General features: G+C 62.3%; 11 protein-coding genes. 5 read left to right on the top strand and 6 right to left on the bottom strand.

What is annotated here, in order from left to right:
• Nucleotides 1-21: 21 nt before the first annotated feature.
• A complete protein-coding gene (locus D1Y84_RS17300; RefSeq protein ID WP_233581517.1) occupies nucleotides 22-948 on the top strand; it encodes an MBL fold metallo-hydrolase in 927 nt (308 codons plus the stop codon).
• 12 nt (nucleotides 949-960) lie between these two features.
• Here D1Y84_RS17300 and D1Y84_RS17295 read toward each other — a convergent pair whose 3' ends face one another.
• Both D1Y84_RS17295 and D1Y84_RS17290 read right to left on the bottom strand, forming a co-directional pair.
• Entirely contained in the window at nucleotides 961-1,200 is a 240-nt protein-coding gene (locus tag D1Y84_RS17295; protein WP_124849793.1) for a hypothetical protein, read from the bottom strand.
• Between the two features lie 25 nt (nucleotides 1,201-1,225).
• Nucleotides 1,226-1,705, bottom strand: a complete 480-nt coding sequence (locus tag D1Y84_RS17290; RefSeq protein ID WP_124849792.1) for a cytochrome c maturation protein CcmE — start codon at nucleotides 1,703-1,705, stop codon at nucleotides 1,226-1,228.
• A gap of 235 nt (nucleotides 1,706-1,940) precedes the next feature.
• Here D1Y84_RS17290 and thiC point away from each other — a divergent pair, with 235 nt between their 5' ends.
• Nucleotides 1,941-3,425, top strand: coding sequence for a phosphomethylpyrimidine synthase ThiC (gene thiC / locus D1Y84_RS17285; RefSeq protein WP_124849791.1), 1,485 nt, complete (start codon nucleotides 1,941-1,943; stop codon nucleotides 3,423-3,425).
• Between the two features lie 52 nt (nucleotides 3,426-3,477).
• Here thiC and D1Y84_RS17280 read toward each other — a convergent pair whose 3' ends face one another.
• Both D1Y84_RS17280 and D1Y84_RS17275 read right to left on the bottom strand, forming a co-directional pair.
• Nucleotides 3,478-4,701 (bottom strand): hypothetical protein, encoded by a 1,224-nt coding sequence (locus D1Y84_RS17280; RefSeq protein ID WP_124849790.1) that lies wholly within the window; start codon nucleotides 4,699-4,701, stop codon nucleotides 3,478-3,480.
• Between the two features lie 46 nt (nucleotides 4,702-4,747).
• Nucleotides 4,748-6,835: a S9 family peptidase gene (locus D1Y84_RS17275; RefSeq protein ID WP_124849789.1), complete on the bottom strand. Its 2,088-nt coding sequence runs from the start codon at nucleotides 6,833-6,835 to the stop codon at nucleotides 4,748-4,750.
• Nucleotides 6,836-7,017: 182 nt separating this feature from the next.
• Between D1Y84_RS17275 and D1Y84_RS17270 the strand changes: the two genes are divergently transcribed.
• The 3 genes from D1Y84_RS17270 (at nucleotide 7,018) to D1Y84_RS17260 (ending at nucleotide 9,157) form a co-directional block, all read left to right on the top strand.
• On the top strand, nucleotides 7,018-7,674 hold the full coding sequence (locus D1Y84_RS17270) for a DUF4142 domain-containing protein (protein WP_158615555.1): 657 nt from the start codon (nucleotides 7,018-7,020) through the stop codon (nucleotides 7,672-7,674).
• Nucleotides 7,675-7,775: 101 nt separating this feature from the next.
• Nucleotides 7,776-8,564 (top strand): YgcG family protein, encoded by a 789-nt coding sequence (locus D1Y84_RS17265; RefSeq protein WP_124849787.1) that lies wholly within the window; start codon nucleotides 7,776-7,778, stop codon nucleotides 8,562-8,564.
• Between the two features lie 26 nt (nucleotides 8,565-8,590).
• Nucleotides 8,591-9,157, top strand: a complete 567-nt coding sequence (locus tag D1Y84_RS17260; protein WP_124849786.1) for a LemA family protein — start codon at nucleotides 8,591-8,593, stop codon at nucleotides 9,155-9,157.
• A gap of 71 nt (nucleotides 9,158-9,228) precedes the next feature.
• On the opposite strand, the gene D1Y84_RS17255 is transcribed toward D1Y84_RS17260, so the two are convergent.
• Both D1Y84_RS17255 and D1Y84_RS17250 read right to left on the bottom strand, forming a co-directional pair.
• Nucleotides 9,229-10,659, bottom strand: coding sequence for a UdgX family uracil-DNA binding protein (locus D1Y84_RS17255; protein ID WP_124849785.1), 1,431 nt, complete (start codon nucleotides 10,657-10,659; stop codon nucleotides 9,229-9,231).
• Nucleotides 10,656-11,912 carry a putative DNA modification/repair radical SAM protein gene (locus D1Y84_RS17250; protein WP_124849784.1) on the bottom strand — a complete coding sequence of 419 codons (1,257 nt, stop codon included), beginning with the start codon at nucleotides 11,910-11,912 and terminating at the stop codon, nucleotides 10,656-10,658. Before D1Y84_RS17250 ends, D1Y84_RS17255 begins: the two co-directional genes overlap by 4 nt.
• Nucleotides 11,913-11,942 lie beyond the last annotated feature (30 nt).

Below are 11,942 nucleotides of genomic sequence, written 5' to 3'. Positions count from 1 at the left end.
ACCATGATTGGCGGCCTGTCCATGCTGCCGAAGGTTTTCTACCAGTACCTGCGCAACCAGGAGGAGCGCGTGCCCCGGCAGACGCCGGGTCCGTTCCGCACCGACCCGCGCATCTTTGAGCAGCCGCCATCGAGTGGGCTGCGAATTAGCTGGTTCGGGCATTCCTCGACGCTGGTGGAGATCGACGGGGTACGGGTGCTGATCGACCCGGTGTGGGACGAGCGCGCCGCACCGGTGCAGTGGGCTGGCCCCCGGCGGTTTTTTCCTCCAACCCTTCCCCTAGCCGAACTGCCGCGAATCGACGTGGTGCTGATCTCGCACGACCACTACGATCACCTGGGGGCCGGCACCGTGCGATTGCTGGCAAAGCAGGATGCGACCGCCCACGCCTGGTGGGTCACCCCGCTCGGCGTGGGAGCGTTCCTGCAATCCCTCGGGGTACCGGCAGCCCGGTTGCAAGAGTTGGATTGGACGGGCTCTGTATCAATCCGCGGATTGAAGATCACTGCACTGCCCTCGCGCCACTTCTCAGGCCGCAGTCTTTGGAACCGTTTTCACACACTATGGGCTTCGTTTGTGCTTGAAGGGCCGAGCCACCGCGTCTTCTACGGCGCCGACTCAGGGGAGTGGCCAGGGTTTGCGGAGATCGGGCAGCAGTTCGGACCATTCGATCTCACCATGCTCGAGATTGGGGCGTTTCATCCGCTCTGGTCCGATATTCACATGGGCCCAGAGGGTGCTGTTCGCAGCTTCCAGGGTCTGGGTGGCGGGGGTCTGTTGATGCCGATCCACTGGGGCTTGTTCGACCTGGCGCTGCATGGCTGGCGGCAACCGATCGACCGGATCTCGAGCCATGGTGCGCTCAAGCTGTGGTCGCCCACGCCCGGGGAACCCACCGAAGTACAGGCTGGCGTCGAGCTTCGCAGCACATGGTGGCGACAATCCTGAGTCGGGGCGGCGCTACTCCGAGTCGCGCCCTGCGCCTTTTTTGCTGCGGGGCGGCGCCAGTTCCAGGCATCGATCGGATACCCGCACTGGGTTCGCCATCTTGCCAACGGCCGCGCGCGTAAAGGCGCGATAGAGCCGGTTCACATCGACCCGTGCGCCGGTGCGGATCTCCCGCTCCGCCGCTGCATGCATCGCAGACAGAAGCTCGTCGCGCAGTTCGTTGAACAGCTTGTCGATGTAGAGATAAGGCATCGCTGGGACCAGCCTAGCAGGCTTGCTACCGAAGGGTGGCAACAGCCGCCGGAACGGTGGTCCCGGTGTTCGCTGCCGCCCGCGTTGCCGGGGTGGCAGGACTGGCCTGCTTGGGCGCGTACTTTGAAGCACACTTGGCTTGCAACTCGGTTGCATGAAACACGCCGTCGCGCCCGTACATGCCGATGGCCAGGGCCTGCGAGTTGTCCTTGAAGGTGTCGGGTGGTGGCTCGGTCCCTGCGTACTCGACCGACAGGTGCTTGTCGTTCTCGACCAGCACAAAGTTGGCCCCGGCCCCGCGATGCGCGATGGAGCCCGGCTGCACATTGCCCGCCACGCGCAGGTGGCGCGTGTAGGCCTTCTGTCCCATCCCCTGCAACTCGTTGATGGTGACGTAGTAGCTCTTGTTGGCCTGCACGCCTGTCACGGCAAGGTACGCGATCACCGCGAGAACAATGGCGACTGCAACGGAGATGCGGATGGATTGTGGTCGCCCGGATGCCATGACTGGTTCAAGCCTAGGGGGGTGGCCGGGCTGCGTCAAGCCAGGGCACAATCTCGATCGCGGCCCACACACACGCGGAGCCTGCCTCGCGAAGTGCGGCGCTCTGCATCCAGTTCGCTTCCTGAACCATCCGGATCGAAACACTTCGCGCACGAGGCCATCCGCGTATCATGGGGGAAACCAGCCGCCTGACCAGAGTGACCCCCTCTGGCGACGTGCTCCTGAGAGGGTATTGATGAGCAATCCAGGCACCCCAGGCACCATCGAGACGCCCGCCCACGCGACCGAAATACTTGAGCCACGCGCCCAGTGGCTTCCGGCGCGCCGCGCCGAAGCTGCGCGCACAGGCGATACCAACATGAGCCAGATGCACTTTGCCCGGCTTGGACGCATCACCGAGGAGATGGAGTTCGTGGCCCGGCGTGAGAACATCTCCGCCGAACTGATCCGGTCCGAGATCGCCAAGGGCACAATGATCATCCCGGCCAACATCAATCACCCCGAGCTGGAGCCGATGGCCATCGGCATCGAGACACGCTGCAAGGTCAACGCCAACATCGGCAACTCCGCCGTGACCTCCAACATTGATGAAGAGCTGCGCAAGCTCCACATGGCTGTGCAGCATGGCGCCGATACGGTAATGGATCTGTCCACCGGCGGCGCCATCCCAGAGATCCGCGACCGCATTCTTCGCCACTCGCCAGTGCCGATCGGCACGGTGCCGCTGTACGAGGCACTCACGCGCGTCAAGCGTGTGGAAGATCTCAACATCGACATGTATCTCGAGGTCATCGAGGAGCAGGCACAGCAGGGGGTGGACTACTTCACCATCCATGCCGGCGTGCTGATCCAGTACGTCCCCATGGTTGCCAAGCGCATCACCGGTATCGTGAGCCGCGGCGGCGCCATCATGGCGCAGTGGATGACCGCGCATCACAAGCAGAACTTCCTGTACGAGCACTTCGACCGCATCACCAAGGTCATGGCCAAGTACGACGTCAGCTACTCGCTCGGCGACGGGCTGCGACCCGGCTCGGTTGCCGATGCTTCGGACGAAGCCCAGTTTGCCGAGTTGAAGACGCTGGGCGAGCTGACGCGCAAGGCCTGGGAGTCGGATGTGCAGGTCATGATCGAAGGCCCGGGCCACGTGCCCATGGACAAGATCAAGGAACAGGTCGAGAAGGAGATGGAGCTGTGTGACGGTGCGCCGTTCTACGTGCTCGGCCCACTCGTCACCGATATCGCTCCCGGCTATGACCACATCACCTCGGCGATTGGCGCCGCGATGATCGGCTGGCATGGTGCTTCCATGCTTTGCTACGTCACGCCCAAGGAACATCTCGGGCTGCCCAATGAGAAGGATGTCAAGGACGGCATGATCGCCTACAAGATCGCCGCCCATGCAGCCGACATTGCCCGGCATCGCCCCGGCGCGCAGGATCGCGACGATGCGATCTCCTACGCGCGCTACACCTTCGACTGGGACAAGCAGTTCGCCCTGTCGCTCGACCCGGAAACCGCGCGGGCGATGCATGACGAAACCCTCCCCGACGACTACTACAAGGAAGCAGCGTTCTGCTCGATGTGCGGGCCGAAGTTCTGCTCCATGAACTGGTCCAGCAAGGTCGATGAGTTTAACAAGGAAGTGCACGGGCTCGAAAAGAAGGACCTGTCGCAGCTGGTCGTGTTGCAGGCCGCGCAGCTCAGCACCAGAAACTAGAACCGTTACAGATAAGGTCGGGCGCTTCGTCCTGGTGACGAGGCGCCCGATTTTATTTTGCCCTGTGTGTACTCGATAGCTGGCCGCCGGTGGAAGCCGTTGCCGCGGGCAGGGTTCGCAGCAGCATGCGCATGGCGCCGTCGCCGGCCAGCACCGCGTTGAACACGACGCGACCCTCGCGTACCACGATGCCGCCCGGGTATGCGTCGGCATGGAACGACTGAAACTCGACGTCCGGCACGACCAGTACCTTGACTTTGGCAGGCAGCGCGGCCTGCAGTGCTTCCAGCGAATTGAGCATCTCTCGCGACGGTGTGTCCGCGCCTCCGGTGTTGGCTCTCCAGCTGGTGATGGCATACACCGTTTGCTGCGGGGCAGAGGCGACCAGGGTCTGCAGAACCGAGATAGTGCTGGGTGCCCACAGCGTGAACGGCACAAGCGTCACCGTGCGCTGCCCTAATGGCAACGGACGAGGGGGCGCCAACCCGGTGGCCGAGACAGCTTGCGCCTGCAATGTGGGGAGCGGCACGGCGGTCATCACGAAGCGCGCGAATGCTTCTTCCATCGGCGACAACTCCGCCGAGTGTTGCCAGGCGGGCACTTCGAGTATTGCGTGAAGTGTTCTCAATTGTTGCGGGCCGTTTGCGGCAAGATCGCCCGATGCCTGGTCCAGTGCCGCACAACGCAGGGCGTCCGCATACAGCATGCTGGCAGAGGCACTGCCTGTTGCTGCGGAGAGTGCTTTCCCCTGCAGCAGCAAGGGCAGGGTGTTCTTGCCCTGCTGCGCGCACAGCTGCAGGGCTGTGCGGTTGAGTTCGTCGTTCACCTCTTCACTCGCGTCGATCACCGAATCGATCGCATAGTGAATCTGTGCGTCGTAGGGGTAGTCCCGCAGCAGCGACTGCGCCTGCGCGTTCGCCGCACCCGGATCTTTCATGCCGAGCAGGCTGCGCACCAGCAGCAGCAATGCCACTTCGCGCTCGGGCGGCTCCGGCAGAGCCAGGTAGCGGACCAGTGTTGCCCGTGCCGGCTCAAACTGCTGTCCCAGGATGCAGAGCCTGCCGAGTGCCAGGAGTTCTACGGGGTTCCCGGCAAATGCCTGCGGATCGACCGTGGTTGCGACACAATCGTGAGCCGCGTGCGCAACGCCCACACCGAGCGCGAGCGTGTCGGCGTCGGTCAGGTCATTGGGCTGCGCACGCGCCGCGTTGTAGGGCGCCATTGCCGCGGTGAACGCCTCCGATGGAGGCAGCGGCGCGGGTTGTTGCGCATCCAAGGCCCCGCTTACACCAACGAGCAGGACCAGCAGAATGGCCGCGGGCTTACTCCAGCACGCTCGGGGCCACCCCCAGTTCACGCAGCAGGAACGCATAATCAAAGGCAATCTCCTTCAGATAGTCGTACCGGCCGCTTGCGCCGCCATGTCCTGCCGTCATGTTGGTATGCAGCAACACCGGGTGCTCGCCGGTGTGCAGGGTGCGCATCTTCGCTACGTACTTGGCCGGCTCCCAGTACATTACCTGGGAGTCATGGAGCGAGGTTTTCACCAGCATCGCGGGGTACGCGGCCTCGCGCAGATTGTCATACGGAGAGTAGCTCAGCATCGTCTCGAATGCTTCTTGCTCGTTCGGGTTACCCCACTCTTCGTACTCCGGCACGGTGAGCGGCAGGGAAGCGTCGAGCATGGTGTTCATGACGTCGACGAAAGGAACCTGCGAAACAACCGCGCGAAACAAATCGGGCCGCATGTTTGTGACGGCACCCATCAGCAGCCCACCCGCGGATCCACCCTGAATAGCAACGCGACCCCGCTCGCCGTATCCCTCGGCCAGCAGGTGTTCTGTCACCGTGACAAAGTCAGTGAAGGTGTTGCGCTTGTGCGCCAGGCGGCCTGCGTCGTGCCAGGGTTTGCCCAGGTCTCCACCGCCGCGAATGTGTGCGTACGCCAGCACAAACCCGCGATCCAGCAGGCTTAGCCGGTTCGGGTTAAAGCCAAGCGGCAGCGCATAGCCGTACGACCCGTAGCCGTAAACGTGCAATGGCCCATGGTGGGGCACGCGCATGTCCTTGCGGTACACGATGGAAACTGGAATGCTCGTTCCGTCGGCTGCTTTCGCCAGGATGCGCTCTGAAGCGTACAACGACCGGTCAAAGCCGCCGGGAACCTCCTGCTCTTTGAGCAGCACACTCTCGCCGGTGCGCACGTTGTAATCAAACACAGACGCGGGCGTGACGAGTGACTGGTAGCTGTAGCGCAGGAAGTCGGTGGCAAACTCGCGATTGCCGCTGAGGTGCACACTGTAGGCCGGCTCGGGAAACCGGATCTCGGCCTGCTTCGCAGTAGCCGTGCCGGTCCCGCTGAAATGTAAGACTTTGAGATGTTCCAGGCCGTTGTGGCGCTCGGACGCAACGGCAAAGTGCTCGAAGAGGCTGACATCTTCAAGCATGACGTCTTCCCGATGCGCGATTTGCTCGGTCCACTCCGCAGGCGCATCAAGGCTCGCCGTCACCAGTCGAAAGTTGCGACCCTGGTCATTGGCGCGAATGTAGAGCAAGCCATTCCGGTGATCAGCGTAGTACTCGATGTTGTCGCGTCGCGGTACGATCAGTTGCAGCCCGGAAGTTGGATCGTCGGCACGCAGAAAGCGTCCTTCGCTCGTGGTATGGCTTCCTGACTCCACGATGATCAGGACGCCATCGCGCGTGCGTCCCGCGCCCAGGTTGAATCGCTCATCGGGCTCTTCAAGCACCAGCACGTCATCCGCGTGCGGGGTGCCGAGCACGTGCCGAAACAACTGGTGCTGCCGCTTCTGCTCCTCGTCTTCCACGGTGTAGAACAGTGTCCGGTTATCGGCAGCCCATACGAGAGACCCGACGCGCTCTACCTGCTCCGTCAACAGCTCCCCGGTGCGCAGGTCCTTGACATGCAGCGTGTACTGCCGGAAGCCCGTGGTGTCGGCGGAGTAGGCAACGAGGTTGCCATCATCGGAGATCACCATGCCGCCGATCGACATAAAGCTCTGGTCTTTGGCGAGGGCCTCCACGTCCAGCACCACCTGCTCGGCTGCCTGCTCGAAGGTCGCCCGCGTTCCAGGCTTGCGGCAGTAGACGGGGTACTGTGAGCCCTGCGTGGTGCGCGCGTAGTAAAAGTAAGCGCCCTCCCGCGTGGGCACGCTGACGTCCGTCTCCTTGATGTGGGTGAGCATCTCGCGGTATAGCAGTGCCTGCAGTTCAGCCGTGGGCGCCATCACTGACTCGGCGTAGCTGTTCTCCGCGTGCAGGTAGTTCTGCACTTCTTCGCTTTCCTTGTTGCGCAGCCACCCATAGTTGTCGACCAGCGTGTGTCCATGGAGCGTGGTGTGTTGGGGGTCTTGGCGGGCGATTGGTGGCTTGGTGGAAGGCTGGCTCATGGCTCCAGAATACTGCGGCCCGCGCGCTGTCGTCCCTCGGCAGGCCAGCCGCAGAGGCCCGGGTACGGAGCGCACCCAAAACAGGAACCGGCCCGCCGGGCAACGCAATCGGGTGAATCCGCGCCTTACTTGGTATGGCTGCGCGTACCAGGGCGGCCGAACAAGGTTCACGGAGAATCGAAATGAAGAACCAGACACGACGCTGTATCACGCCGTCTGCTGTTGCACTGGCACTGGCTCTGAGCGCAGGCATTGCCGCAGCGCAGACCGGCGGTACTTCCCAGCCAGCCGGAGCAGCCTCGCAGCCCAATGCTCCCGGCCAGGCGAACGGTGCGAACACGATGAACTCGATGCCGAACAACATGAACATGGGCTCGTCCACCATGGCATCCAGCCAGGACAAGATGTTCCTGAAAGAAGCCAGCGAAGGCGACATGTTCGAGATCAAGGCCAGTCAGCTGGCTTTGCAGAAGAGCAGCAGCGACGACGTGAAGCAGTACGCGCAGATGATGATCGACGACCATACCAAGCTCGACAACGCCATGAAGCCGATCGCCTCAGAGGCAGGTGTTTCGCCGGCGACTGACCTTGGGGGGAAGCAAAAGAAGGAGTATGCCAAGCTGGACGGTCTGAGCGGCGACGCCTTCGACAAGGAATACATCAAGGTCATGGTGATGGACCACAGCAAGGTGTCCAAGGCATTCGGCATGGAAGCGAGCAATGGACAACTCGCCGATGAAAAGAATGCCGCTGCCCAGAACAAGCCCACTGTGGACATGCACCTGCAGAAAGCGCAACAACTGGCCCAGACGCACAACGTGCCAGCAGGCGGTATGTAGACACCTCCTGAGGATCCTGACAGGTCAAACCAGCGCCCTTCCGGACGGGAGGCGCTGGTTTTTATTTCGCAGGCGGCAGGCTTCCGTACAATGAAGATCGCATGCTCCGTTTGCTCGATCTTCTCAGAACTTCCTTTAAGTCCACCTTCGGCCTGCTCCTGCTATTGCTGGCCTTTGCCGCGCCTTCCTTGCAGGCGCAGGCGGTCAAAGACCTCCCGCGGCCAACCGACTACATCAACGACGACGCGCACGTACTCTCGCCCGAGGTAACACGTCATCTTGGCTTGTTGTGCGGCGCCCTGGAGCGCCAGGCTCACGCGCAGCTTTTTGTCGTGACCGTACAAAGCACGGGTGACCAGCTCATCAGCGATTACGCGGTGCAGCTTGAAGAGGCCTGGAAGGTCGGGGCGAAGGGTACCGATCGCGGCGCGATCCTGCTGGTCTCGATCGGTGATCGCAAGTGGTTCATCTCCACTGGGTACGGTCTTGAAGGTGTGATCACGGACGAGAAGGCCGGGATCATCGGCCGCCAGATGCAGCAGTACCTGCGCCTGAGCGAGAACGATGAGGGTGTCACCCTGGGTACGCAGGAGCTTGCCAGGCTGATTGCGCAGGATGCCGGGGTCCAGCTCACCGTCAACCGCCAACAGGTAGTCGCACCCCAAGGCCATGGCCAGCTCGGACCCGGCCAACTGGCGATCCTTGCCGGCGTGCTGGTGCTGTTGTTTGTGCTCGCGGCGCGCACGGGGATGCTGCCTTTTCTCCTGGGCATGTTTCTTGGCGGAGGCTTCGGGGGCGGCGGCGGTGGTGGCCGCAATGATGACGGAGACGGTTTCTCCGGCGGTGGTGGCGGCAGCGGCGGTGGCGGCGGGGCCGGCGGAAGCTTTTAAGCACAACAAGCACGAGGGAGCAGTTTATGAAGCGTGGAACATTGGGAATCCTGGCACTGGTCGCGATCGTAGTGATCGCGTTTATGAGCTACATCGGCTCGAAAAATACCATGGTCGCGAAGCATAACGACGTACAAACCCAGTTCTCCAACATCGATACGCAGTTGCAGCGCCGCGCCGACCTGATTCCCAACCTGGTGAGCACCGTAAAAGGCTACGCCAAGCACGAGGAAACGGTGTTTGGTGATATCGCCAATGCACGGGCCGGCCTGTTGAATGCCCGGGACCCGCAGAGCAAGATTGCTGCCAACAACCAGCTCGATGGTGCAATCGGCCGCTTGCTGGCATTGAGCGAGAGCTACCCGGACCTCAAGTCCAACCAGAACTTCCTGGCTCTCCAGGATCAGCTGGAAGGCACGGAGAATCGGATCGCGGTCGAAAGGCGTCGCTACAACGACACGCTGCGCGACTACAACACCTACATCCAGCAGTTTCCGGCGAGTCTCTGGGCCGGGTTTGCGGGTTTCCACACCGACAACGACTACTTCCAGGCGGATCAGGGTTCGCGTACCGCGCCCAAGGTCACCTTTTAGCCACTGTCTTCGGCAAGAAAGCGGAGCGCCTGGCGCTCCGCTTTTTGCTGCTCGCTGTATGGCGGGAGCGTTTAGCCAGCGAGTCCCGCCGTTTGCGCCGCAAGCGCCAGGTCCTGGCGGATGTAGTTGTACAGCACCTGCTTGGTTTCTCCCTCAGCGCGCAGCACCGCAGATGGATGAATGGTCGCCACTACGCGAGGAGCATAGGGCGATTCCACGATCTTGCCGCGATCCTTCATCAGGGCAAACTTGGCTCCCAGCAACGACTTGGCCGCCGATGCGCCCAGGCAAACGACCACCTGTGGCTGCACAGCATCCAGCTCCGCCAGCAGCCACGGCCTGCACGCACCGATCTCCTTGAGGTTCGGCGACTCGTGGATGCGCCGCTTGCCGCGCTGCACAAACTTGAAGTGCTTCACCGCGTTCGTGACATACATCGTGTCGCGATCGAAGCCAAGCTCCGCGATGATCTGGTCCAGCACCTTGCCGGCTGGGCCGACGAAGGGCTTGCCTTCCACGTCCTCCATATCGCCCGGCTGCTCACCCACCAGCATGATCGGAGCATGCGCCAGCCCCACTCCAAACACCGCCTGCGTGGCTGGCTTGTACAGCTCGCAACCCTCGCAGCGGGGAATGGCGTCCCGCAGCACTGGCAGCGTGTGATCGTTCGGAACGTAGGTATTTGCCGATAGTGAGCTTTGCTGTTGCATCATGACTCCGACGCGGCTTTCTGCCCCGGCCAGCAGCTGGGGCAGGATGTTGAGCTCCGGAAGGTTTGCCCAGTAGCGCACAGGCATTTCGGCCTTCATCGCGCGCGTGTTCAACCGTGCAGGGTTAAAGATTGAGGAATAGTAAGACCGCCACATGCCCTCGAGTTCGTCCTCCGGTGGCGCCTCGGACCGCGGCACGCCGGGTCCCCAGGTCACGGCACGCGACTGCGGGTCCCAGCTTGCCGAGGCGTAGTCGGTCAGGATCGTCCACTGCATCACTGCGAACCGTTCCGCGAAGAAGGGAACTGCCAGCTCCAGGATCCTGTGATCGGGCCGGTACCAGCTGATGTAATGCTCCTCCGGATCTTCGGGCGTGCTCACCATACGAAATCGCAGAAACGCATGCATCTTGTGCAGGTCGCGACGCACCTGTTGATCCATCCGGCGCATTCGGGCGACATCCTCGTCCAGCTCATTAAGCAGCAGGGAGCGCTCATGCTGTACCCGCCAAAGCACGCGATACAGGAGCTGCCAGCGGTCTGGATCCTTGTGGCAGCACACGATCTCAGCCAGCTCAAAAAAAGCTTTCGGCACGGACGGCTTCTGGATTGCGAGAGCAGGGTCCGGGGCAGGTGCAGGCGCGAAGCCGAACGTCATCGCGTGGTCCTGCTCGGTGCTGACGAGCTCCACTTGGTCGGGCGCGATGCCTTGCCGCAGCAAGAGCCGCGCTTCTTCCCGCCACGCGCTGAACGAGGGCTCGATCCGCACGCGGTACGCCAGCCCGAGGCTCATATCTGCCCCGTGCTTGCACCCACGGCGGCGTCGAACAGCTGCATCTGGGCCGGGATCACCACGGCCTCCGGCAGGTGCATGGCATCGAGCGTCGTTGCGGCCGTGTGGTCCGTGGTCGTCACAAAAGGCGTCACCGTTTTCAGCCGTACGTTGAGCTTGCGCAGATCCTCGAGCGAGAGCGGATGATAGGCGCGAATGCGCAGAATGCGCTCCACGTTGCGATAGCCAATACCCGGTACTCGCAGCATCACCTCACGCGTGGCCTTGTTGACGTCCACCGGGAAGAACTCGCGGTGCGCCAGAGCCCACGTGAGCTTGGGGTCCTGCGTCAGGTCCAGGTTGGGCTGCTCCGGCGTGGTCAGCTCCTCGCCTTTGAACCCGTAGTACCGCATCAGCCAGTCTGCCTGGTAGAGGCGGTGCTCGCGTACCAGCGGAGCAGGACGCAGCGGCAGGCGCGCGTCCCCTTGCGGAAAAGGGCTGAAGCCGGAGTAGTAAATGCGTCGCAGGTCGTAGTTGCCGTACAGGTGAGAGGCGGTTGCCAGGATCTCCTGGTCGGTCGAAGGCGTGGCCCCGACCACCAGCTGCGTGCTTTGCCCGGCAGGCGCGAAGCGCTTCACCGTTGCGCGCGAAGAAGCGGTTTTGCGATCTTCGTCCGCTTCCGCCTTGTGCTCGAAGATCTGCGACATCGTCTCTTCGATCACGTCAATCTTCTTGTCAGGAGCCAGCTGCACCAGATCCTGCTGTGTGGGTAGCTCCATGTTGGCACTAAGCCGGTCGGCCACCCGACCCGCCTGCTCGATCAGCAGGTCGCTTGCCCCGGGGATTGCCTTGAGATGGATGTACCCGCCAAACGAGTGCACTTCGCGCAAGGTGCGCGCAACGGTGATCAACTGCTCCATGGTGTAGTCCGGCGTCTGGATAATGCCGGAGCTCAGGAACAAACCCTCGATGTAGTTGCGCTTGTAGAAGCTGAGGGTGAGGTCCACAACTTCCTGCGGCGTGAACCGTGCCCGTTTCACATCGCTCGAAACGCGATTCACGCAGAACACGCAATCATAGGTGCAGTAGTTGGTGAGCAGGATCTTGAGCAGGGAAACACAGCGCCCGTCCGGCGTGTAGCTATGGCAGATCCCCATGCCATCCGAGTGGCCGACCCCGGTGCCGTTGCCGCTCCGCTTCGCACCGGAACTGGCGCAGGAAGCGTCATACTTGGCGGCATCCGCAAGAATTTCGAGCTTTTGTTGAACCTGCATCTCGGTAGGATGACCCGTCCGGGCTTGCGG

Source organism: Acidipila sp. EB88 (assembly GCF_003858395.1).
In the GTDB taxonomy this organism is placed as follows: domain Bacteria; phylum Acidobacteriota; class Terriglobia; order Terriglobales; family Acidobacteriaceae; genus EB88.
This window is presented reverse-complemented; position numbering and strand designations above follow the sequence as displayed.